At 56.3% G+C, this 24,316-nt stretch carries 19 protein-coding genes and 1 riboswitch; of the genes, 6 read left to right on the forward strand and 13 right to left on the reverse strand.

Annotation, left to right across the window (positions count from 1 at the left end; all coding sequences use genetic code 11):
- Window positions 1-207 precede the first annotated feature (207 nt).
- Complete coding sequence (gene murI, locus V1603_RS02330) at window positions 208-1,059, reverse strand: glutamate racemase (RefSeq protein WP_116344063.1); 852 nt, start codon at window positions 1,057-1,059, stop codon at window positions 208-210.
- On the reverse strand, window positions 1,004-2,851 hold the full coding sequence (gene btuB / locus V1603_RS02335; RefSeq protein WP_166712614.1) for a TonB-dependent vitamin B12 receptor BtuB: 1,848 nt from the start codon (window positions 2,849-2,851) through the stop codon (window positions 1,004-1,006). The genes murI and btuB overlap by 56 nt, the downstream gene beginning before the upstream one ends.
- A 65-nt stretch (window positions 2,852-2,916) precedes the next feature.
- Window positions 2,917-3,093, reverse strand: a riboswitch (cobalamin riboswitch).
- A gap of 104 nt (window positions 3,094-3,197) precedes the next feature.
- Between btuB and trmA the strand changes: the two genes are divergently transcribed.
- A complete protein-coding gene (gene trmA, locus V1603_RS02340) occupies window positions 3,198-4,298 on the forward strand; it encodes a tRNA (uridine(54)-C5)-methyltransferase TrmA (protein WP_395313449.1) in 1,101 nt (366 codons plus the stop codon).
- A gap of 90 nt (window positions 4,299-4,388) precedes the next feature.
- Here the strand turns inward: trmA and V1603_RS02345 are convergent, their stop codons facing one another.
- Together V1603_RS02345 and fabR are read right to left on the reverse strand one after the other, a co-directional pair.
- Window positions 4,389-4,748: a YijD family membrane protein gene (locus tag V1603_RS02345; protein WP_008501783.1), complete on the reverse strand. Its 360-nt coding sequence runs from the start codon at window positions 4,746-4,748 to the stop codon at window positions 4,389-4,391.
- Between the two features lie 9 nt (window positions 4,749-4,757).
- Complete coding sequence (gene fabR, locus V1603_RS02350; protein WP_008501784.1) at window positions 4,758-5,396, reverse strand: HTH-type transcriptional repressor FabR; 639 nt, start codon at window positions 5,394-5,396, stop codon at window positions 4,758-4,760.
- 196 nt (window positions 5,397-5,592) lie between these two features.
- Between fabR and sthA the strand changes: the two genes are divergently transcribed.
- A complete protein-coding gene (sthA, locus tag V1603_RS02355) occupies window positions 5,593-6,993 on the forward strand; it encodes a Si-specific NAD(P)(+) transhydrogenase (RefSeq protein WP_008501785.1) in 1,401 nt (466 codons plus the stop codon).
- On the opposite strand, the gene oxyR is transcribed toward sthA, so the two are convergent.
- From oxyR to argC, 4 genes are all read right to left on the reverse strand, one after another.
- On the reverse strand, window positions 6,976-7,893 hold the full coding sequence (gene oxyR / locus V1603_RS02360; RefSeq protein ID WP_023309664.1) for a DNA-binding transcriptional regulator OxyR: 918 nt from the start codon (window positions 7,891-7,893) through the stop codon (window positions 6,976-6,978). The genes sthA and oxyR overlap by 18 nt on opposite strands.
- Before the next feature lie 325 nt (window positions 7,894-8,218).
- Entirely contained in the window at window positions 8,219-9,592 is a 1,374-nt protein-coding gene (argH, locus tag V1603_RS02365) for an argininosuccinate lyase (RefSeq protein WP_116344060.1), read from the reverse strand.
- 77 nt (window positions 9,593-9,669) lie between these two features.
- Window positions 9,670-10,446, reverse strand: coding sequence for an acetylglutamate kinase (gene argB, locus V1603_RS02370; protein WP_090420882.1), 777 nt, complete (start codon window positions 10,444-10,446; stop codon window positions 9,670-9,672).
- Window positions 10,447-10,452: 6 nt separating this feature from the next.
- Window positions 10,453-11,457: an N-acetyl-gamma-glutamyl-phosphate reductase gene (gene argC / locus V1603_RS02375; RefSeq protein ID WP_395313450.1), complete on the reverse strand. Its 1,005-nt coding sequence runs from the start codon at window positions 11,455-11,457 to the stop codon at window positions 10,453-10,455.
- Between the two features lie 88 nt (window positions 11,458-11,545).
- On the opposite strand from argC, the gene argE reads away from it, so the two are divergent.
- The 3 genes from argE (at window position 11,546) to V1603_RS02390 (ending at window position 16,562) form a co-directional block, all read left to right on the forward strand.
- The gene (gene argE, locus V1603_RS02380) at window positions 11,546-12,697 is read left to right on the forward strand and encodes an acetylornithine deacetylase (RefSeq protein WP_116344059.1); all 1,152 of its coding nucleotides are present in this window, start codon (window positions 11,546-11,548) and stop codon (window positions 12,695-12,697) included.
- A gap of 271 nt (window positions 12,698-12,968) precedes the next feature.
- Window positions 12,969-15,620, forward strand: coding sequence for a phosphoenolpyruvate carboxylase (ppc, locus tag V1603_RS02385; protein WP_395313451.1), 2,652 nt, complete (start codon window positions 12,969-12,971; stop codon window positions 15,618-15,620).
- 93 nt (window positions 15,621-15,713) lie between these two features.
- The gene (locus V1603_RS02390; RefSeq protein WP_116344057.1) at window positions 15,714-16,562 is read left to right on the forward strand and encodes an AraC family transcriptional regulator; all 849 of its coding nucleotides are present in this window, start codon (window positions 15,714-15,716) and stop codon (window positions 16,560-16,562) included.
- On the opposite strand, the gene V1603_RS02395 is transcribed toward V1603_RS02390, so the two are convergent.
- From V1603_RS02395 to V1603_RS02415, 5 genes are read right to left on the reverse strand one after another with little or no spacing between them, the layout of a single operon-like run.
- Entirely contained in the window at window positions 16,549-16,905 is a 357-nt protein-coding gene (locus V1603_RS02395) for a PTS fructose-like transporter subunit IIB (RefSeq protein WP_116344056.1), read from the reverse strand. The genes V1603_RS02390 and V1603_RS02395 overlap by 14 nt on opposite strands.
- A gap of 2 nt (window positions 16,906-16,907) precedes the next feature.
- Window positions 16,908-17,783, reverse strand: a complete 876-nt coding sequence (locus tag V1603_RS02400) for a [formate-C-acetyltransferase]-activating enzyme (protein ID WP_116344055.1) — start codon at window positions 17,781-17,783, stop codon at window positions 16,908-16,910.
- Entirely contained in the window at window positions 17,749-20,043 is a 2,295-nt protein-coding gene (locus V1603_RS02405; RefSeq protein ID WP_395313452.1) for a formate C-acetyltransferase, read from the reverse strand. The genes V1603_RS02400 and V1603_RS02405 overlap by 35 nt, the downstream gene beginning before the upstream one ends.
- A 52-nt stretch (window positions 20,044-20,095) precedes the next feature.
- Complete coding sequence (locus V1603_RS02410; protein ID WP_116344053.1) at window positions 20,096-20,416, reverse strand: PTS fructose-like transporter subunit IIB; 321 nt, start codon at window positions 20,414-20,416, stop codon at window positions 20,096-20,098.
- 14 nt (window positions 20,417-20,430) lie between these two features.
- Window positions 20,431-21,510, reverse strand: a complete 1,080-nt coding sequence (locus V1603_RS02415) for a PTS fructose transporter subunit EIIC (RefSeq protein ID WP_166712618.1) — start codon at window positions 21,508-21,510, stop codon at window positions 20,431-20,433.
- A 302-nt stretch (window positions 21,511-21,812) separates the two neighbouring features.
- Between V1603_RS02415 and ptsP the strand changes: the two genes are divergently transcribed.
- Complete coding sequence (ptsP, locus tag V1603_RS02420) at window positions 21,813-24,314, forward strand: phosphoenolpyruvate--protein phosphotransferase (RefSeq protein ID WP_395313453.1); 2,502 nt, start codon at window positions 21,813-21,815, stop codon at window positions 24,312-24,314.
- Window positions 24,315-24,316: the final 2 nt, after the last annotated feature.

The raw sequence follows: 24,316 nt of genomic DNA on the forward strand, positions 1-24,316 counted from the left end.
GGTCCCGTATATTACGTTTTCCTCATTCAGAGTCAAGCGATTATTTTCACTTTTCTCTGTTGGCGTTCATCTCTGAACCCCGCTAACCCGGCGGCTTGCAAGCCGTTGTTCCGTGTCAGTGGAGGCGCATTATAGGGAGTTCTCAGACGTTGACAACCCCTCTTTTAAAAAAAACTTTCAACCGTCTCTTTTTTGCTCAAAACCGTGCTACAGCGCCAGTTTTTCGAGCGTTTCAAAGCCATAACGGCGTAAAACGGGTAAAAGTTGCTCAGTCTCTTTCGTAATGGCCATGCAAAACGCGATATTCGCATCGGTAGATTTCGCATCCGGCGCTTCATGCTCCAGCAGCCAGGCCGTACGACGGGCGATTGCCGCACCGGAATCCACCAGGCGCGTTCCCTCCGGAAGCACTTCTAATAGCTCTTCCTGCAATAGCGGAAAGTGGGTGCAGCCCAGCACAACCGTATCCGGTGGTTCGGGCATACGCAGCCACGGACGAAGAATACGACGCAGCTCTTCAAGCGATACCGTCTCGCCGTGCAGTTTCGCTTCCGCCATCTCCACCAGCTCTGCGGAGCCAAGCATTGCAATCTGGCATTCGTTAGCAAAACGGTCGATCAGCTCGCGGGTATAAGGACGCTTCACCGTGCCACGCGTGGCCAGTAACCCTACGATGCCGTTAGCCGTGAGGCGCGCGGCAGGCTTTATGGCAGGAACAACGCCCACAACCGGGAACTGGAATTTCTCACGAAGGGCGGGAAGAGAAACGGTGCTCGCCGTATTACAGGCAATGACCGCCAGCGAAAGGGGATAGCGCTTTTGTACCGCGGTGACGATTTCAACCACACGCTCAACGATAAAGTCTTCACTCTTTTCCCCATACGGGAAAGCGACGTTATCGAAGGCGTAGATGTAATGGAGATCCGGCAGGAGATGCCGAATCTCATCATAGACCGAAAGCCCACCGACGCCGGAATCAAACACCAGCACGGTGGGACGCGGATTAGAAGGTGTAGCTGCCAGACAAGGTGTATTCCCGTCCTGCAGTTTGGTAGCCATAAACTGTCTCGTAATCTTTATCGAACAGGTTGGCTATTTTACCACGAACTGTGAGATGTGAGGTGACAGGATATGAAACTGCGACATCCCAAAGGCTCACACCGCCCATTTTAACTTTCTCTGACGGATACGAACCAAAATCAGTGTCGTAACGCGTGCCGAGATAGTGATACGTCAGGCTCCAGTCGAAATCATAGATCTGCGTATCGAGCTGATATTTCACCTGCTGCTTAGCACGACGGTCTAGAAGTTCGTTGGTGGCTGCGTTGCGGGCATCCACATAGTCGTAGCCAACGGTATGCGTCAACGGACCCGTATCAAATGAAGCTGTCGCCTCCACACCCTTAATGCGTGCTTTGCCGACGTTGTAATATTGCTGAAGGTTATTATTGAAGTCGATGAGATTTTCAACGTCATTACGATAGCCGGACACGCGCCAGCTCACGCCTGCCGTCAGGCCTTCAAACGCCCCTTCCCACTGCTTGCTCTCTTCTGGATCAAGATGGTCATTGCCATAGAAGCCATAGAGTTGCCCCAGATTCGGTGCTTTATAGGCCGTGCCATAAGAAGCAATGAAGCGGTAACCGTCCACGAACTCCCACGCTGCACTGCTTTGCCAGGTGCCGTGGCGACCAAACTGCGAGTTGTCATCGCTGCGAACCGCCCCTTCCAGGGTGAAATCACCCAGCTGCTGCAGTCCGGTCAGGTAGACGCCGGTATTACGCAGGTCGTAGCCGTTGGTAACGTAGTTTGTACCCGGCTCGGTGCTCTGCTTCTGCCAGTCAACGCCCGCGCCAATGTTCCCGTGGCCCACATCAACGGAGTTGAGCCACTGAACGTTGTACTGTTTGATTTCATCCAGTGTGGCCGTTGAATCGTAACGGCCCAAATTTGGATCGTAGTTATAGTCCTTGCTATGGCTATAGCTGGTGAGCAGCTGTGAATGGAAGATGTCACCGTTGAAGCGTAATCCTGCGTCCCAGGTCTGGCTATAGAGCTGGCGGGTATCGACCAGTACGTCAGGGGTAAATGAACTGTAGTAACCGTCGTAGGCCGTACGGTTGCTGTAGCCAAAGCCGCGAACAAATCCGCTCCACTGGTCTGAGAATGCGTGATCCAGTGCGCCGTAGAGCGTTTTATTCATAAAGCCATCGCGATCGGTCTGGGCAAGGCCGCCATTGTTGCCGTCCGCAACCACATCAAAACCTTTGGTATAAGTGTAATCACCCGCAAGCGTGACGCGCGTGCTGTCGCCCAGCGTTTGCTGGGTACTGCCGCCATAATTCTGATAGCCGTGCGAGCCTACGCCGGCATTCAGCGTCGTACCATCCTTCGCGCGGGTGGTAATAATGTTGACTACACCGCCAATTGCGTCAGAACCGTACACCGCCGAACGCGGTCCACGAACATATTCGATACGCTGCACCAGGGAGATTGGGAACTGGCTGAGATCGGACGACCCCGTGACGCCCGCCTGGTTAAGGCGGACCCCGTCAACGAGAATCAGCACGTGGCTGGAGTTTGTGCCACGAATAAAGAGAGAAGAGAGTTGCCCCATCCCGCCATTTTGCGCCGTATCCACGCCTGGCAGGCGACGCATAACGTCCAGCACCGAGGTTGACTGCCAGCGGTCAATATCGGCACGCGTCACCACCGAGGTTGCTGCCAGAATAGTTTTTTCAGGTTGTTCAAAACGATTTGCCGTCACCACCAACGAGTCAGCGCTATCCTGCGCCCAGCCCGAAAATGCCGTGACGGACAGCGCCGTCAACAGCGATACTTTTTTAATCATTGTTAAAGCATCCACAATATAAGAAGGATGCCGCAGGCCTCATCTATAGCACGCGATGATGAAACCAAATGCGACGTGATCCCGGCAGGTCTTCGGGCTGGGTGGCGTTATACGGATGAAGACTTCCCATTTTCACAGTGTCTACAGCTCTCATCCCGCCAGTCTTTACCGCTGCGCGTCAGCTCCAGATTTTCACTGGATTCCCTTTTCACTCTCAGGAGACCGGAAACAGAATGCTACAATTAGACACGTATAGATGTCCAGATAGCTATTGGCCATTAAATCTGGACATCCACTGCACAATCCCTACAATCCCCGCGTAATTCTTTATCATTCAGGACGCATCATGACCCCCGAACACCTCCCGACAGAACAGTACGACGCGCAGCTTGCAGAGAAAGTTGTCCGCCTGCAAAGTATGATGACGCCTTTCAACGCGCCCGTTCCCGAGGTGTTCCGCTCCCCTGTCAGCCACTACCGCATGCGCGCCGAGTTCCGCATCTGGCACGACGGCGACGACCTGTATCACATCATTTTCGATCAGCAGACCAAATCCCGCATTCGCGTGGACAGCTTCCCGGCAGCGAGCGAGCTCATCAACCAGCTGATGACGCTGATAATTGAAGGCGTGCGCAACAATCCGGTGCTGCGCCACAAGCTGTTCCAGATTGACTATCTGACCACGCAAAGCAATCAGGCGATTGTCTCTCTGCTGTACCACAAAGCGCTGACCGACGAATGGCGCGAGCAGGCCGAAGCCCTGCGCGATGCGCTGCGCGCGCAGAACATCAACGTGCACCTGATTGGCCGCGCGACCAAAACCAAAATCATGCTGGATCAGGATTACGTCGACGAACGCCTGCCGGTGGCGGGTAAAGAGATGATTTACCGTCAGGTGGAGAACAGCTTCACCCAGCCGAACGCGGCGATGAACGTGCAAATGCTGGAGTGGGCGCTGAAGGCGACGGAAGGGTCTAAGGGTGACCTGCTTGAGCTGTACTGCGGTAACGGCAACTTCTCGCTGGCGCTGGCGCGTAACTTCGATCGCGTTCTGGCAACCGAAATCGCCAAACCGTCGGTGGCCGCCGCGCAGTACAACATTGCCGCCAACCATATCGACAACGTGCAAATCATTCGTATGGCCGCAGAAGAGTTCACGCAGGCCATGAACGGTGTGCGGGCGTTTAACCGCCTGGAAGGGATCGATCTCAAGAGCTACCAGTGTGAGACGATTTTTGTCGACCCTCCACGCAGCGGCCTGGACAGCGAAACAGAGAAGATGGTGCAGGCGTACCCGCGCATTCTGTACATCTCCTGCAACCCGGAGACGCTGTGCAAGAACCTGGAAACATTAAGCCAGACGCACAAGGTTGAACGTCTGGCGCTGTTCGATCAGTTCCCGTATACGCACCATATGGAGTGCGGCGTACTGCTGACGGCAAATTAATGTGGGCCTTGTAGGGTAGGTAAGTGAAGCGCCACCTGCCAAAAAAGCCGGATGGCGCTTCGCATATCCGGCCTACAATGACAAAACCCTTTACTCCGGCAACTGGCTCTTACGGCTACGCATGCGTGAGCCAATCCAGAACACCAGCGCCACAGACAGTACCGCAGGGAAGAAGTTAGAGCCGATATCCGGATACTCCGCGCGAACCACGGTGCTATACAGCAATACGCCCAGAATAAAGCAGGCGGCGGCCAGCCCCGGTAACCCCACCGGCATGGTGCGGTTCAGGTAACGTTGATGCAGGCAGTAGACCGTCAGCACCAGCGCAATAAGCGGGAAAATCGAAAATGGAACGATTGAGCTAAAAATAGCGGCAAACGTGCCATTAATGGATAAGCCAGCGATCAATGCCAGCAACAGCGTCCCTTTATCCTGACCTGACTGTTTCATTACTCACCTTCACTCTTCGGTTTGATGTGCCAGTTTCTCTTGTTCACGGCGATACCAGTAATACGCGCCTTTGGAGATCATCCTGAGCTGCAGTACCAGTCGCTCTTCGAGCTGCTTGCGTTGTTCAATGCTGACATCCAGCGCTTCGGCACCCGCGCTGAATACAATCGTCACCATCGCTTCGGCCTGTGCTTCGGTAAACGCACGCGGCATATGGTTTTCGAGTTCAAGATAGTCGGCAAGTTCCGCGATGAAGTGCTGAATTTCCCGCGCGACGGCGGCACGAAACGCAGCCGATGTGCCCGAACGTTCGCGCAGAAGCAGACGAAACGCGTTGGGGTTATTGCCGATAAATTCCATAAAGGTCGACACGGAGGTGCGGATCACGCTGCCCCCTTTGGCGATACGCTGACGCGCCTGGCGCATCAGTTGGCGCAGCATCAGGCCGCTCTCGTCGACCATGGTCAGGCCCAGTTCATCCACGTCACGAAAGTGACGATAGAAGGACGTTGGCGCAATCCCGGCCTCGCGTGCGACTTCGCGCAGGCTCAAACTGGCAAAACTCCGCTCAGCACTCAGTTGACTGAATGCGGCTTCCACCAGCGAACGCCGGGTTTTCTCTTTTTGTTGTGCTCTTACGCCCATCACAATAGTTGAATCCTTCCAAAGGCCTGATGGCACTATACCAGAGAATAAAATTAATCTGTTTGCCCAGCTTTGTGAATGATTGTTTACGTGCGGTTTGTGCTCCACTGCCGGAAAAAAGCACAACGATAATTGGGTTACCCTGGTAATGATGTTATGATTCTGTTGCTTTTATGTATAAGAACAGGTAAGCCTTACCATGCCACATTCCTACGATTACGACGCAATAGTTATTGGTTCCGGCCCCGGCGGCGAAGGTGCTGCTATGGGTCTGGTGAAACAGGGAGCCAGAGTAGCGGTCATTGAGCGCTACCATAATGTCGGCGGCGGTTGCACCCACTGGGGCACCATCCCTTCGAAAGCCCTCCGCCACGCCGTTAGCCGCATCATCGAATTTAACCAGAACCCTCTTTACAGCGACCACTCCCGACTTCTTCGTTCCTCCTTTGCCGACATCCTGAATCACGCGGATACCGTCATTAACCAGCAGACGCGCATGCGTCAGGGCTTTTATGAGCGTAACCACTGTGAGATTTTGCAGGGCAACGCGCATTTTGTGGATGAACATACCCTGGCACTCGAATGCCACGACGGATCGGTTGAGACAATCACCGCTGAAAAATTTGTTATCGCCTGTGGTTCACGCCCTTACCATCCGGCCGACGTCGACTTCTCGCACCCGCGCGTCTACGACAGCGACTCGATTCTGAGCCTGCACCATGAACCCCGCCACGTCATTATCTATGGCGCAGGGGTTATCGGCTGCGAATATGCGTCGATCTTCCGCGGAATGGATGTCAAAGTAGACCTGATCAACACCCGGGATCGCCTGCTGGCGTTCCTCGATCAAGAGATGTCGGACTCCCTCTCCTACCACTTCTGGAACAGCGGCGTGGTGATTCGCCACAACGAAGAGTACGAGAAGATCGAAGGCTGCGATGACGGTGTGATCATGCACCTGAAGTCCGGTAAAAAGCTGAAAGCAGACTGCCTGCTGTACGCCAACGGTCGTACCGGCAACACCGATTCACTGCAGCTGGAAAATATCGGGCTTGAGACCGACAGCCGCGGCCAGCTCAAGGTCAACAGCATGTACCAGACCGCGTTGCCGCACGTTTACGCGGTCGGCGACGTGATCGGCTACCCGAGCCTGGCATCTGCCGCTTACGATCAGGGCCGCATTGCCGCTCAGGCGCTGGTGAAGGGTGAAGCAACGGCGCACCTGATTGAAGATATCCCGACGGGTATCTACACCATCCCGGAAATCAGTTCCGTGGGGAAAACCGAGCAGCAGCTGACGTCAATGAAGGTGCCTTACGAAGTGGGTCGTGCGCAGTTTAAACATCTGGCGCGGGCGCAAATCGTGGGGATGAGCGTGGGAACGCTGAAGATCCTGTTCCACCGCGAGACGAAAGAGATCCTCGGTATTCACTGCTTTGGTGAACGCGCGGCGGAAATCATTCATATCGGCCAGGCGATAATGGAGCAGAAAGGCGGTGGTAACACCATCGAATACTTCGTTAACACCACCTTTAACTACCCGACCATGGCGGAAGCCTACCGGGTAGCCGCGCTGAACGGCTTAAACCGCCTGTTTTAACGCGCTGTCGAAATGGCCATCCATCGAACCACGGATGGCCTCTGCCAGCTGCTCATAGCGGCTGCGCAGCGGTGAACCCGGACGATACACCAGGCCGATAGTGCGACGCGGCTCCGGCTTAATGCACGGCAGATAGACCACGCCATCACGTTTACGCTCGCGCGGCACGGCCAGCGCAGGCAGCAGCGTAATACCGCTTCCCGCCGCCACCATATTACGCAGCGTTTCCAGGCTGGTTGCGCGGAAATGGGTATCTTCATCGGCACCCGCTTCGAAGCAGAAGCCCATCGCCTGATCGCGCAGGCAGTGGCCGTCTTCCAGCATCAGCAGCTTTTCCCCGGCCAGATCGGCCATCGGAACGCGATCGCGGTTCGCCCACGGGTGATCTTCATAGATCGCCAGCATCATCGGCTCATCGAACAGCGGCACTTCGATAAAGGCTTCACTCTCTTTTACCAGCGCCAGAATGGCGCAGTCGAGCTTGCCGCTGTCCAGCTGCGCCAGCAGCTGATGGGTTTGCGCTTCATGCAGGTACATTTCGAGTTTCGGGAACGTCTGGTGCAGCATCGGAATGATGTGCGGCAACAGGTACGGGCCAACGGTTGGGATCAGGCCAATATGCAGCGGGCCGGACATCGCCTCCCCCTGCTGGCTTGCCATTTCCTTTAGCACTTTGACCTCGCGCAGCACGGTGCGCGCCTGATCCACCAGCAGCAGACCGGCCTGGGTGAACAGCACCTTACGGCTGGTGCGCTCCAGCAGCATCACGCCCAGCTCGTCTTCCAGCTTGCGGATCTGGCCGCTCAGCGTCGGCTGGCTGACGTGGCAGGAATCTGCCGCGCGGCGAAAGTGACGATGCTCGGCTAACGCTACCAGGTATTCAAGATCACGAATATTCATTATTCATCCTCCGTCGCCACGATAGTTCATGGCGATAGATAGCATAGCAATGAACGATTATCCCTATCAAGCATTCTGTTGAATAATACACCACATAGACGAGGCGGCCCGTGTTTGACCCTTGACGTCCCCGCACCGTCATCGAGTTTCTCTCAAAACTCGAACAACTAAAGCCAACGTGAACTTTTGCGGACCCCGTGGTCCGCTTTTTTTTGCGTAAAAAAGCCCGAGGTAAAAGCAAAATGGCAACCGAAGTTGCCATTTTTAGTGTTTGCTCCCTCTCCCTGTGGGAGAGGGCCGGGGTGAGGGCACCAGCCCGCACGGTTCAAACCAACCGGTTTTTCGCATCCGCAATCGCCTGCTCCACCTGCTTCGGCGACACGCCGCCTTTTGCAGCACGCTTATCCAGGCAAGACTGCAGCGCCAGAATCGGATACACATCATCCCCGATAACCGCGCTGAACTTCTGCAGATCGGCCAGCGCCAGATCTTCCAGCGGTTTACCCTGACGAATGGCTTCCACTACCGCTTCACCTACAATATGGTGCGCTTCACGGAACGGTACGCCTTTCGCGACAAGGTAGTCCGCCAGCTCGGTAGAATTGGCATAGCCCTGCTGCGCCGCATCCTGGCAGCGCGGACGTTTCACCTGAATGCCGTCCAGCACCAGCGCGCCCATATGCAGACAGTCCAGCCAGGTGTCGAGCGCGTCGAACAGCCCTTCTTTGTCTTCCTGCATGTCTTTGTTGTACGCCAGTGGCAGCCCTTTCAGGGTCATCATCATGCCGGTCAGCGCACCCTGCACGCGGCCACACTTGCCGCGGATCAGCTCCAGCGCGTCCGGGTTTTTCTTCTGCGGCATCAGGGATGAGCCTGAGGTCACGCGGTCGGACAGTTCAACGAAACCCGCTTCGCCAGAGTTAAAGAAGATCAGATCCTCGGCAAAGCGCGACAGGTGCACCATTCCGATAGACGCATTGGAGAGCAGCTCCAGCACGTGGTCGCGGTCGGAGACGCTATCCAGGCTGTTACGGGTGGCGGAGGCAAAGCCCAGCCAGCCTGCCAGCTGCTCACGGTCGATTTCATACGCCGTACCGGCCAGCGCGCCGCTGCCCAGCGGGCTGACGTCCAGACGCTTAAGGGTATCCTGCAGACGGCTTTCGTCACGCGCCAGCATCTCAACGTAGGCCAGACACCAGTGCGCAAAAGTCACCGGCTGCGCGCGCTGCAGGTGAGTATAACCCGGCATCACCGCGTCCTGGTTGTTCTGCGCGGTTTCCACCAGCGCGCTCTGCAGCTGACGGTTGGCCGCCAGCAGTTCGCCAACGGTCTCTTTACACCACAGCTTCAGATCGGTCGCGACCTGGTCGTTACGGCTGCGGCCGGTGTGCAGCTTTTTACCCAACTGGCCAACTTTGTCGATCAGCTTGCCTTCCACCCAGCTGTGAATATCTTCGGCATCGCTCTGCAGGATTTGCTGCGGATCCAGACGCACCTCTTCCAGCAGGTTGTTCAGCGCCTCTTCCAGCTGCTGCTGCTCGTCTGCGGTCAGCACGCCAACGGTCACCAGCGCTTTGGACCAGGCCACAGAGCCGACGATATCCTGTTCGGCCAGGCGGTAGTCGAAGCGCAAAGAGTCGTTGAACTGTTTGAACCGCTGATCCGCTGCCTGTGTAAAACGCCCACCCCAAAGTGCCATAACATGCTTCCTTAATATCTTTGAATTTCATTGCCCGGTGGCGCTGTGCTTACCGGGCCTACAAAACATTAAATCGATTACGCTAAAATACGCGTGCCAATCGGCGTGCCGTTAAACAGTGCCGGGAGCTGCTCCGCGTGACGCCAGGAGGCGATATCCACCGGGCGGCCCAGCGTACGTGCGGCATCCAGCGCGGCGTTCACTTTGACGATCATGCCGTCGGTAATAATGCCCTGAGCAATCAGCTGCTCGGCTTTCTCAGCCGTCATTTCCGCAATGCGCTGGCCTTTACCGTCCAGAATGCCGCTCACGTCGGAGAGCAGGATCAGGTCCGCGCCCAGCGTTGCCGCCAGCGCGGTTGCCGCCTGGTCCGCGTTAACGTTCATCAGCTCGCCCTCTTCGGTCACGCCGATAGAGCTCACCACCGGCAGGAACCCTCCTTCCAGCAGCGTGTTAATCAGCTTAGGCGAACCTGGCTGCGCCAGTCCAACGTGGCCGAGCTCTTCGTCGAGCTGGGTCACTTTTACGCTGTCGCCATCGCCCAGATAGAGGCCCACGGACGCGATGTGGTGTTTCTTCGCCCACGCCAGCAGCGTTTTGTTCGCCGTACCCGCCAGCGCGCCGGTAATGATGTCGATCTGGTCAGCAGGCGTCACGCGCAGGCCGTTCTTCTTTTTCACCGGCAGGTTGAGACCTTTCATCAGCTCATCCACCACGCAGCCGCCGCCGTGCACGATCACCAGCGGACGCTGGTGGGATTCGCGATAGTTCACCAGCGCGGTAAACAGACGCTCCAGCGCTTCTTCGCTGTCCAGCAGTACACCACCGAGTTTGATAATTAATGGGTTCATCATCACACCTTAAATAAGAGCCTGCGTTTCAGGGAAGCCGAAACGAATATTTGCACACTGCATTGCCTGTGCGGCAGCGCCTTTGAGTAAGTTATCTTCTGCGGCGACAACGATGAGATGCTCGCCCTGCACAGCAAAGCCGATGTCGCAGAACGGCAGACCAACCACGTTTTTCAGCGCCGGAACGCCTTTGTCGTAAAGTCGCACCAGCGGTTTATCCGCATACGCCTGGGTGAAGGCCTTGTTCACCTGCTCTTTGGTCACGCCAGGCTTCAGGCGGCAGGTGATAGTTTCGAGGATCCCGCGCGGGAAGCTGCCCAGGTGCGGGGTGAAAATCACCTCGGCGCCCAGATGCGTCGTGATTTCAGGGTGATGACGGTGATTAAACACGCCATACGGCTGAAGGCTCACTTCGCAGAAGCTGTTTGAGATAGCGGCCTTGCGACCTGCTCCGCTCACGCCGCTGGTGGCGTTGATCACCGGCCACTGGCTCAGATCCAGCAGACCCGCGTCGATCAGCGGCTTCAGGGAAAGCTGAGCCGCCGTCGGATAGCAGCCCGGCACGGCAATCAGGTCCGCTTCCTTTAGCTTGTCTGCGCTCCACTCCGCCAGGCCGTACACCGCTTTTTCAAGCAGATCCGGATGCTGGTGGGTGAAACCGTAATATTTTTCATAGAACGCGCCGTCGTTAACGCGGAACGCGCCGGAGAGGTCGAACACCACGCAGCCGGCAGCCAGAAACTGCGGTGCCAGGTCGTGACTGACCTCGTGCGCTGTGGCTAAAAAGACCACGTCAACGCCGTCGGTAAACTCGCTGATGTCAGACATGGGCTGCAAAGGCAGATCGACAATGCCCTTAAGCCACGGATGCAAATCGGAAATTAACTTTCCTGCATCATTGCTTTGCGCTGACACGGTCAAAGCGGTTATGGTCATATGTGGATGGCGATTCACGTAGCTTACAAGCTCTGCGCCCGCATAACCGCTAGCGCCTACAATCAGCGTATTCAACATCGGGTTCCTTTATGCTCAACGTTAATGTATTTTTATTCACATTTATTGCATGAATATTGATACTATCACGACCTAAGGTGTGTCAACAATGAAAATGAACTTACCGCCATTTATCGAGATCTACCGCGCCCTGATTGCCACTCCGTCCATCAGCGCAACGGAAGAAGCGCTGGATCAGAGCAATGAGTCTTTAATCAATCTGCTGGCGGGTTGGTTTAGCGATCTTGGGTTTAACGTTGAGGTTCAGCCCGTCCCCGGAACACGCCACAAATTTAACCTGCTCGCCAGCACCGGAAACGGTGCGGGCGGCCTGCTGCTGGCCGGTCATACCGACACCGTACCGTTTGACGATGGCCGCTGGACGCGCGACCCGTTTACCCTGACCGAGCACGACAACAAGCTCTACGGTCTGGGCACCGCCGACATGAAAGGCTTCTTCGCCTTTATCCTCGACGCGCTGCGTGACGTAGACGTGACGAAGCTGAAAAAACCGCTCTACATTCTGGCGACCGCCGATGAAGAAACCAGCATGGCGGGCGCGCGCTACTTCTCTGAAAACACGTCGATTCGCCCGGATTGCGCGATCATCGGCGAGCCAACCTCTCTGCAGCCTATCCGCGCGCACAAAGGTCATATTTCTACCGCCGTGCGCGTGCTGGGCCAGTCCGGCCACTCCAGCGATCCGGCGCGCGGCGTGAACGCCATTGAGCTGATGCATGATGCCATCGGCCGCATCATGACCCTGCGCGACGATCTGAAAGAACGTTATCACTACGAGGCGTTCACCGTGCCGTACCCGACCCTGAACCTGGGCAGCCTGCACGGCGGCGATGCCTCGAACCGTATCTGCGCCTGCTGCGAACTGCATATGGACATCCGCCCGCTGCCGGGAATGACCCTGAGCGATCTCGACGGCCTGCTGAACGAAGCGCTGGCTCCGGTAAGCGAGCGCTGGCCTGGCCGTCTGACGGTCTCCGAACTGCATCCGCCGATCCCGGGTTACGAATGCCCGCCGGACCATCAGCTTGTTGAAGTCGTGGAAAAGCTGCTCGGTGAGAAAACCGACGTGGTGAACTACTGCACCGAAGCGCCGTTTATTCAGACGCTGTGCCCGACGCTGGTCCTTGGCCCTGGCTCCATTAACCAGGCCCACCAGCCGGATGAATATCTGGAAACTCGCTTCATCAAGCCGACCCGCGAACTGATTACCCAGGTTGTGCATCACTTCTGCTGGCATTAAAACCGCACCGAAGAGTCCCCTCTCCCTTTGGGAGAGGGTTAGGGTGAGGGCAACAAATCGCATGATCTCTGTCACATTTCCATAAGCATCTCTTATCTGACGCAATGCGAATTAAATTTCGTAAATTGCCCGCATTTATTCGTTTGCTGAACCGTTTTCGCAGCAATTGACGACGGGGGTTTTACGTGGCTTTATAAAGGGAGATGACAAAATAATGTCCAGAAGATTTTCGCCTGGGCATAAACAAAAATGATGGGGTGACTGGGTTTTTATGAACGAACAATATTCCGCGTTGCGTAGTAATGTCAGTATGCTCGGCAAAGTGCTTGGAGATACCATCAAAGATGCGTTGGGGGAGAACATCCTCGACCGCGTTGAAACCATCCGCAAGCTATCTAAATCTTCCCGTGCCGGTAACGAGGCCAGTCGTCAGGAGCTGCTCACCACCTTGCAGAACCTCTCTAACGATGAGCTGCTGCCCGTTGCACGCGCATTCAGCCAGTTCCTGAACCTGGCCAACACCGCTGAGCAATACCACAGCATTTCGCCAAACGGCGAAGCGGCCAGCAACCCGGAAGTCATTGCCCGCACCCTTCGTAAACTGAAAGACCAGCCAGACCTTAACGAAGCCACCATCAAAAAAGCGGTGGAGTCCCTTTCGCTGGAGCTGGTCCTGACCGCACACCCAACCGAAATTACCCGTCGTACACTGATCCACAAGATGGTGGAGGTGAACAACTGCCTCAAGCAGTTGGATAACAAAGACATTGCCGACTACGAACGCAACCAGCTGATGCGACGTCTGCGCCAGCTGATTGCTCAGTCCTGGCACACCGATGAAATTCGTAAGCATCGCCCAAGCCCGGTCGACGAAGCCAAATGGGGCTTTGCGGTGGTAGAGAACAGTCTGTGGGAAGGGGTGCCTAACTACCTGCGCGAGCTGAACGAACAGCTGGAAGCAAACCTTGGCTACCGCCTGCCGGTCGACTTTGTTCCGGTGCGCTTCACCTCCTGGATGGGCGGCGACCGCGACGGTAACCCGAACGTGACCGCGGAAATCACCCGTCACGTCCTGCTGCTGAGCCGCTGGAAAGCGACCGACCTGTTCCTGAAAGACATTCAGGTGCTGATCTCCGAGCTGTCGATGGTGGAAGCAACGCCGGAACTGCGCGCGCTGGCCGGGGAAGAGGGTGCCAGCGAGCCGTACCGTTTCCTGATGAAAAAACTGCGTGGGCAGCTGATGGCCACCCAAGCCTGGCTGGAAGCGCGCCTTAAAGGCCAGCGCCTGCCGAAGCCGGAAGGCCTGCTGAGCCAGAACGAGCAGCTCTGGGAGCCGCTCTACGCCTGTTATAAATCGCTGCAGGCCTGCGGTATGGGCATCATCGCCAACGGCGAACTGCTCGACACCCTGCGCCGCGTGAAGTGTTTCGGCGTGCCGCTGGTGCGTATCGACGTGCGTCAGGAAAGTACCCGCCATACCGAAGCCCTGGGCGAGCTGACCCGCTATCTCGGTATCGGCGACTATGAAAGCTGGTCCGAAGCCGACAAACAGGCCTTCCTGATCCGCGAGCTGAACTCCAAGCGCCCCCTGCTGCCGCGCAACTGGGAGCCAAGCAACGAAACCCGCGAAGTGCTCAACACCTGCAAAGCGATCGTTGATGCACCGAAAGGATCGGTGGCCGCCTACGTGATCTCCATGGCGAAGACCCCGTCCGACGTGCTGGGCGTACACCTTCTGCTGAAAGAAGCGGGTATCGACTACGCCCTGCCGGTCGCCCCACTGTTTGAGACCCTCGACGACCTGAATAACGCCAACGACGTCATGACTCAGTTGCTGAATATCGACTGGTACCGCGGCTTTATTCAGGGCAAGCAGATGGTGATGATTGGCTATTCCGACTCCGCAAAAGATGCGGGCGTGATGGCGGCATCCTGGGCGCAGTATCAGGCGCAGGACGCGCTGATCAAAACCTGCGAGAAAGCCGGTATTGAGCTGACCTTGTTCCATGGACGCGGCGGCTCCATTGGCCGCGGCGGCGCGCCTGCTCACGCAGCGCTGCTGTCACAGCCGCCGGGAAGCCTGAAAGGCGGCCTGCGCGTCACCGAGCAGGGCGAGATGATCCGCTTCAAGTACGGCCTGCCGGAAGTGACCATCAGCAGCCTGTCGCTCTACACCAGCGCGATCCTGGAAGCCAACCTGCTGCCGCCGCCGGAGCCAAAAGCGTCCTGGTGTCATATCATGGACGAGCTGTCTGACATCTCCTGCGATCTGTACCGCGGCTACGTGCGTGAAAACAAAGATTTCGTCCCTTACTTCCGATCGGCCACGCCTGAGCAGGAGCTGGGTAAACTGCCGCTGGGCTCGCGTCCTGCGAAGCGTCGCCCGACCGGCGGCGTCGAATCTCTGCGCGCCATTCCATGGATCTTCGCCTGGACGCAGAACCGCCTGATGCTGCCCGCCTGGCTGGGTGCCGGTGCCGCGCTGCAAAAAGTGGTGGAAGACGGCAAACAGAACGAACTGGAAACCATGTGCCGCGACTGGCCGTTCTTCTCTACCCGTCTGGGCATGCTGGAGATGGTCTTCTCGAAAGCGGACCTGTGGCTGGCGGAATACTACGACCAGCGTCTGGTGAAACCGGAACTGTGGGCGCTGGGTAAAGAGCTGCGCGAGCTGCTGGAAGGCGACATCAAAGTGGTGCTGGATATCGCCAACGACTCGCATCTGATGGCGGACCTGCCGTGGATTGCCGAGTCTATTCAGCTGCGTAACATCTACACCGACCCGCTGAACGTTCTGCAGGCAGAGCTGCTGCACCGTTCGCGTCTGGCGGAAGAAGAAGGTAAAGAGCCGGATCCGCGCGTCGAACAGGCGTTGATGGTGACGATTGCAGGCGTTGCGGCAGGTATGCGTAACACCGGCTAATGCTTTATGCCCGGCGGCGCTGCGCTTGCACGGGCCTACGTTAAGTAGGCCGGGTAAGCGTTAGCGTCACCCGGCAATACCCTGGTATCCACCATGCACCACGACATTACCCACATCCTGACTGACCTGATCAACGGCACAACGACGCTGCGTCAGGTGCATTTTGCAAACCCAGCCATCTCCGCACCCGACCTTGCCTTAAAAGTTGATTTCCCACGTCTGGAAATCGTGCTCGACGGTTCGGTGAAAGACCAGGCAGCTTCCGTTTTACAGCAGGGTGATGTTTTATACGTCCCGGCTGGCGGCTGGAACGATCCACAATGGCAAACACCCGCGACGACGTTGAGCATCCTGTTTGGCAAACAGCAGCTTGGGTTTAGCCTTTTGCACTGGGATGGTGTTGAAGTGCGTAACCTGGCAAAGCAGCACGTTGCTCGCCGTGGCCCCCGCATTGGCTCCTTCCTGCTACAGACGCTTCATGAAATGCAGATGCAGCCGCACGAGCAGCAAACCGCACGCCTGATCATCGCCAGCCTACTTAGCCATTGCGTCGATTTGCTGGGTAGTCAGATCCAGACCGCCTCACGTAGCCAGGCTCTGTTTGAAGCCATTCGCGTTTATATTGATGAACATTATGCGACCCCGCTAACCCGGGAATCCGTCGCCCAGGCGTTTTATATCTCTCCGAACTATTTATCGCATCTTTTCCAGAAAACAGGCGCGGTAGGTTTTAATGAATACCTGACTCACACCCGGCTGGAGCACGCGCGTCAGTTGCTGAAAGGGTATGATTTAAAGGTGAAGGAGGTGGCGCATGCCTGCGGGTTTGTCGACAGTAATTACTTCTGCCGCTTATTCCGTAAAAATACGGAACGTTCGCCGTCAGAGTACCGTCGCCAGTATCACAGCCAGCTGACAGGGAAAGCGGTCAGTCCAGAATGACCTGAGTATGCTGCGGCGCGGATACCATTTTACGTACTGCAGCCATGACCTTGTGCGGATCGCGCAGGAAAGCATTAATCCCGCACTTCACATAGCGGCAGGATTCAAATCGCTCGCTGCCCGCCAGCTCAATATCCGTAATAAGCAATACGACATCAGCGCGCCGGATATCGTCCTCCGTCAATTCACTTTCAATGCCTAACGCCCCCTGAGTCTCAATGCGGGCTGACCATTTCTCCTGCTGGCAAATCCGCTCCAGCCGTTCTGCGGCCATGTAAGTATGCGCCACGCCGCTCACGCATGCGGTTACCGCCACCAGATGACGCACTGCCGTTACTGTCATTTTCAACCTCCCACGGTGACATGAAACCCTTTACGTTCCGCCATACGGCGAAAGACTGCAACTTCGTCAGTTGTCGGAGGTATCACCTCCCGCATCACCCATTGTTGCCCAAGCAGGCGGTATTTTGGTTCGCCATACGCGTGAAACGGTAATAAATGCAGCTGACGTATCCCTGTAGGCAGCAAAAATGCCAGCACGCGCGCCATGTTGGTTTCCGTCAGCGTATAGCCAGGAATAAGCGGTACGCGGGGGATGACGTTTATGCCTTCCGCCACCAGTTGCTTAATGTTATCCAGTACTCTTGGCAGATTCACCGCCGTCACCGAACGCGCCTGCTCTGGATCCATAATCTTCAGGTCAAACAGTACTTCATCGCACTGTCGTGTCAGCGGTAGCAATCGTGACAGGGGCGCATCTCCCGCCGTCTCAATGGCGGTGCGTATACCGTAACGGCGCAAACGCGCAAGCAGCTGCGTCGCAAAAGGTGCCTGCATCAATACTTCCCCGCCCGACAGCGTCACTCCGCCACCCGAAGAGCGGAAGAAAACATCGTCTTTCATCACCTCGCGTTCAAGCTCGTCCAGCGTCACGTCGCGTCCGATGCGCTCAAACGCACCGGAAGGACATTCGTCCGCATCACGCAGGCAGGGCGTGCAGCGCAAACATTTACTCTCCCGGCGAACCGTCTCAATTTTTGGGGAGATCGACTCCGGGTTGGCACACCACGGGCAGCGGTGAGGGCAGCCTTTAAAAAAGACCACCGTGCGAATACCCGCCCCGTCGTTTAACGAATAGCGCTGAATATTGAAAATACGCGCCACGTCGGCGCGTGTTTCAACGACGTCACAGCTGATGCGCGGTGCGGCGGATAATGTCATTCTGGATCTCCTTCGACAGCTCAACAAAGAAGGCGCTGTATCCGGCAACGCGCACCACCAGCCCAGCAAAATCCTGTGGACGCCGCTGCGCTTCACGCAGGGTTTCCGCGTTCACCACGTTGAACTGGATGTGTTGCAACTTAAGCTGCGTGAACGCACGCAGGAAATCTGCCAACTTTTGCAGCCCTGTGTCGCCTTCCAGCGTCGCCGGTGTGAATTTAACGTTTAATAGCGTACCGTTAGATAACAGATAGTTATCCAGCTTACTCACCGATTTGAGTACCGCGGTTGGGCCCTGCATATCTTGCCCAAGCATCGGTGAAAGCCCGCCGTCCGCCAGTTGCTCACCGGCAAAGCGTCCATCCGGTGTTGCCCCCACAACCGCCCCCAACGGCACGTGTGCCGATACGGTATAAGACCCCGGCGTAAATTGCCCGCCGCGCGGGTTACGGTATTTTTCGACCTCTTTGCAGTAGTGGCGCAGCAGTTCAGCGCTGATGTTGTCGACATCATCGATATCATTGCCGTATTTTTCGAAGCGATTGATCAGCCTTGCTCGCACTTTTTCGCCCTCCGGGGTGGCAAAGTTCGCTTTTAACACGGCTAAGAGCTCATCAAAACTTAAGCGTTGCTGTTCAAAGACCAGCCCTTTCAGGGCGTGCAGTGAATCGCTCAGGTTGGCTATTCCGATCCCCTGTACACCAGAGAAGTTATAGCGCGCCCCGCCGTCGGTAATGTCTTTCCCAGATGCCAGGCAATCGCTGATAAAAGAAGAGAGCAACGGCACCGGAGCCCAATCACGATGGCCGATATCGCAGATATTGCTCCCCTCAACCATCAGCGCAATGTAGTGATTAATTTTGGCGCGAATATTCTCCAGCAACCCTTCATAACTCAACCCTGCGTTGCCTTCATTCTCGTGCATCGCGATTTCCATCACCTTCAGCAGGTTAAACATCGCAATATCGTGCAGACCGTAGGTTTTACCCGGAATCGACAGCTCAACACAGCCGACGACAGCGTAGTCGCGCGCGTCCTCCAGCGACACGCCGCGATTGAGGAAGGCAGGCACCACCACTTCATCGTTAAAAATCTGCGGAATGCCGGTGCCCAGCCGAATGGTCTCTGCGGTTTTAAGCAGGAAAGGCCGGTCGATAAGTTCATTCACCCGCACGCCGAGGTTCGGCTGAGGAAGCTGAACGCTTTGGTAGGCATCCAGGCACAGGAAGGAGAGCACGTTTACCGCACTACGGCCGCTTTCCGTCAGGCCGCCTAACAGTGCGGTATACCCGGTCGGGAACCCGGCGAAATAGCGGGCGCTGCTGGTCGAGCGTAAAAGCACGACGTCATTGCACTTCACCCACAGCGACTCAAGAATCTCTTTCAGGAACGCGGGCTCATCGCCTTGTGAGAGCGAGGCCTGATAAAACGGCAGCATATACTGGTCAAAGCGCCCGATAGAGAGCGAACTGGCGTTGGATTCGTACTGCAAAATGATGTTCATGTACCAGAAAAGCTGACACGCCTGCCAGAACGTCTGTGGCTTCTGCTGTGCGTTGTGCCGCGAGATGTCGGCAATTGTCAGCAGTTCCTCTCGGCGCGGCACATCGCTGACCCGGGCCAGTTCTTCAGCCAGCGCCGCGTAGCGCAAAATATGGCGCTGGGAAGCCTCAAGCAGGATCAGTGCCGCTGCATAGAAGGTATTATGGGGGTCGCGGGCGCAGTGTTCACGCAGTTCTTCCACCAGCACACCCAGGCCGTTATTAAGCAGGCGTGGATAATCAATAATGATATGCCCCTGCCCTTTATCCGTCTGGTTGATGCTGAAAATCTGCGTCCCTACCGCGGTTTTCACCTCATCTGTCATCTGGCTGTTGATGAAATCCTTCATTGACCGGTTTTCCCAGTAGGGGTACAGCACGTCACGGTAGGTCTGCTTATCCTCATCGCTGATTTCAAAGCGGTCCTGCGGACGTGTGGCAAACTGATCCAGCTCCTTAAGCAGCCAGTACGGATCCATCTCCGGAGACATAATGCCTGCACGCGGTTTAACGGTGCGGTTCCCGGCAATCAGCTCCTCATCACGAATCGCGATTTTTACATGGTCGAGTATGTACGCCGTCGCTTTCGCGCGCCGGATAATCACCGGCTCACCTTCCGTCTGCTGGTGGCTGGCGGTATAGAGCAAAGCACGCTCAAGCGAGATTTCACGCGGGCTGGCAAAAAGAGCGTCTTTCAAACGCTGGGTACGATTCGTCATGAGGGAACTCCTGTAACGGTAAAACGAGCCCGCCCCGAAGGGCGGGAGAGCATCAGGCGGTTTGTGCCAGGTGGGCATCAATTTTGTTCATGATGGCGTCGGCACGTTTTACCGCGTCGCTGATATTGACGCGTACGGTGGTTTTTCCGGCAAAACGCTCTTCGAATTTAATGCCAATATCCTTGGTCAGGATCACCACATCCGCGGCGGCAACGTCTTCTGCCGTCAGCTCATTCTCAAGACCGATCGATCCCTGTGTTTCTACTTTCACTTCCCAGCCTTTCGCTTTTGCGGCGCTTTCCAGCGCTTCAGCAGCCATATAGGTATGGGCAACGCCAGACGGACATGCTGTTACTGCGATAATTCGGGCCATGTTCTCTTCCTCACTCAGTTAATTTCGAAATCCAGATCCAGGTCATCCTCTTTTTCCTCGACCTGTTTTGTATTCTTACGGGCAATACGCTTCAGCACGTTGACGCTGATTGCCGTTACCACTGCGCCCACAGCAACTGCCGCGATATAGCCGAGCTTGCCGTCCACCACGGGAAGCACAATCAACCCACCCCAACCGGCATAGCATTGCGCGCCCATCACGGCAGCCGTGACCGCACCACACGCGGAACCCAGCATGATTGAAGGAATCACGCGCAGAGGGTCAGCAGCGGCAAACGGAATTGCCCCTTCGGTGACGCCAACACAGCCCATCACCAGCGCCGCTTTCCCCGCTTCACGTTCTTCATCGGAAAAATTCTTGCGGCCGACTAACGTTGCCAGGCCTAACCCCAGCGGCGGTATGCAAATAGCCGCGGCGGCAATCGCAACGACGGTATAGACGCCCTGCGCAACGCAAATCAGCATGAAGGCATACGCCACTTTGTTAACCGGGCCGCCCATATCGAACGCCAGCATAAGGCCGAGAATGATGGCAAGTACCACGATGCTGCCCTGCTGCATGCCTTGCAGCCACTGAGTGAGGCTGGTGGTCAGCGCGCCTACAGGCTCGCCAAGACCCCACATCATGATGCCCGCGGTAATAAAGGTGCCGATAATCGGGATGATGAAGATAGGCATGACGGAACGCAGCACCTTCGGGACCGGCAGTTTTTTCAGGTACCAGACGATAATTCCACCGAAAATCCCGGCGATAATCGCGCCGAAGAACCCCGCGCCAAAGCTGTTGCCCACCCAGGCGGCAATGGCACAGGGAGCCAGCGCGGCGCGTTCTGCAATCGAGTAGCCAATGTAAGCGGCCAGGAAGGGCACCATCAGCGTTAAACCCGCCACACCAATATCAAAGAGCTTTTTCAGATTGGGATCGGTTGCGGCATCCGGTACCGCGCCCTTGCCGTATAGCATTACTGAAACCGCCAGCAGAATGCCGCCCGAGACCACGAACGGGATCATATGCGACACCCCAGTCATCAGATGCTGCCGCGTGTTCTTGAGAATGTGCACCAACGCTTTCATATGTCGCTCCAGGCCTAAAACCATAAAGATGTTGTGGCAAACAATAGGCAATCAGAAAGACGGCGGACAGGAGACAAAAAGGCCATTTACTGGATTTTTGTAATATCGAAATAAAAATGCGATCCGCCTCGACATTTCACACCGGCGATGCATTACGCAAAACGTCAGAACCTGTGAGTGAAATCTCATTTTTAGCGTCACATTACATTTGTCCAGCTTTTGGCAGTTTTGTCACATGGCGTGCCTCATCCTCACGCTCGTATGCTCTTTCGCATCATTGACGATTGGTTTCAGGAGTGTGTATGGCTCTGGTAGTGGAATTTACCTGTGAATTGCCCAACGGTGTTCACGCGCGTCCGGCAAGTCATGTGGAAACGCTGTGCAATACGTTTGTCTCGCAAATCGAGTGGCATAACCTGCGTACGGACCGTAAAGGCGATGCCAAAAGCGCGCTGGCATTGATTGGTACCGATACGCTGGCAGGCGATCCCTGCCGTCTGGCAATCTGCGGTGAAGATGAGCAACATGCCCATCAGCGGCTGGAGCAGTGGCTGAGAGAGGAGTTCCCGCACTGTGACGCACCGCTTGAAGGAGTTATCAGCACGGAACTGGAGCCCTTACCAGAATCACTGACACGCCTGAACCCGACGCTTTTTCGCGCCACTCCGGTATGCAGCGGCAGTGGGCAGGGCATCCTGACGGTACTGACATCGCTGGATCTCAACGCCCTGACCGATTTACCCGAAGCACAAAACGTGGAAGCTGAGCAATCGGCGCTGGATACCGGTCTGACGCTGCTGGTCAAACACATTGAGCTGCACGCGCTGGAAGGCGACAGCACCGCCAGCGCCATTCTTGAAGCCCACCGCTCGCTGGCTACAGATACCTCGCTGCGCCAGCATCTCCTGTCAGGGGTCAACCGGGGCTTAAGCTGCGCCCAGGCCATCATCGCCACGGCCAACCATTTCTGCGAGACGTTCTCTCGTTCCAGCAGCGCATATTTGCAGGAACGCGTGCTGGACGTGCGCGACGTCTGCTATCAGCTTTTACAGCATATCTACGGTGAAGCTTGTTTCCCGTCTCCGGGGCAGCTGACGCAACCGACCGTCTGCCTTGCTGACGACCTCACTCCCGGCCAGTTCCTGGAACTGGATAAAACCATGCTCAAAGGGTTGCTGTTAAAAAGCGGCGGAACCACCTCGCACACCGTGATCCTCGCGCGCTCCTTTAATATCCCGACGCTGGTGGGCGTCGACGGTGAAAGCCTGCTGCAATGGCGCAATCAGTCTGTCTTTGTGGATGGCAATGCCGGTGCGGTCGTAGTCAATGCCAGCGATGCGGTGACGCGCTACTACCAACAAGAAGCGCGGGTACAACAGACGATACGCGAGCAGCAGCGCATCTGGCTCGATCGTGAAGCCAGAACGGCCGACGGTCTGCGCATAGAGATTGCCGCGAACATCGCCCACGCGGTGGAAGCCCAGGGGGCATTTGGCAACGGCGCCGAGGGCGTGGGCCTGTTCCGCACTGAAATGCTTTATATGGATCGCACCAGCGCGCCAGGCGAAAACGAGCTATACAACATCTTCTGTCAGGCGCTGGAGATCGCAAACGGGCGGAGCATTATTGTACGCACCATGGATATTGGCGGTGATAAGCCGGTGGAGTATCTGAATATTCCGGCAGAGAACAATCCGTTCCTCGGTTACCGCGCCGTGCGCATATATGAAGAGTATGCAACCCTTTTCACCACCCAGCTTCGGGCGATCCTGCGCGCCTCTGCTCACGGCAATCTGAAGATCATGATCCCGATGATCTCCTCGATGGAAGAGATCCTGTGGGTCAAAGAGAAACTTGCCGATGCGAAACAACAGCTTCGCAATGAACATATTCCGTTTGATGAGAAAATCCCGTTCGGCATTATGCTGGAAGTGCCTTCGGTGATGTTCATCATCGATCAGTGCTGCGAAGAAATTGATTTCTTTAGTATTGGCAGCAATGACCTGACGCAGTATCTGCTGGCCGTCGACCGCGACAACGCCAAAGTCACGCGCCACTACAACAGCCTGAATCCGGCCTTCCTGCGCGCGCTGGATTACGCGGTGCAGGCAGTGCATCGCCAGGGGAAATGGATTGGCCTCTGCGGTGAACTGGGCGCGAAAGGGTCAGTGCTGCCGCTACTGGTAGGTCTTGGTCTGGACGAGCTCAGCATGGGCTCACCTGCCATTCCCGCTACCAAAGCGCGCCTGGCCCAGCTTGATAGCCGCGCCTGTCGCCAGCTACTGAACCAGGCTATGGCGTGTCGTACATCGCTCGAAGTGGAGCATCTGCTCGCCCAGTTCCGCATGAATCAGCAGGATACGCCGCTGGTGACGCCACGCTGCATCTCTCTGGATAACGACTGGAATAGCAAAGAAGAGGTCATGAAAGGGATGACCGATAACTTGCTGCTCGCCGGGCGTTGCCGCTATCCGCGCAAGCTGGAAGCCGATCTGTGGGCACGCGAGGCGGTCTTCTCCACCGGGCTGGGTTTTGGTTTCGCCATTCCACACAGCAAATCGGAGCATATTGAGCAATCCACCATCAGCGTTGCACGCCTGAAATCCCCCGTCATGTGGGGAGATGAAGAAGCACAATTCATCATCATGCTGACGCTGAACAAACACGCCGCGGGCGATCAGCATATGCGTATTTTCTCCCGCCTGGCCCGCCGCATCATGCATGACGATTTCCGCAGCGCGCTGGTCAACGCCAGCTCAGAAGAGGCTATCGCCTCCCTGCTACAACACGAATTAGAACTCTGAAA

The organism is Enterobacter sp. ECC-219 (assembly GCF_043966805.1).
Lineage (GTDB): Bacteria > Pseudomonadota > Gammaproteobacteria > Enterobacterales > Enterobacteriaceae > Enterobacter > Enterobacter cloacae_N.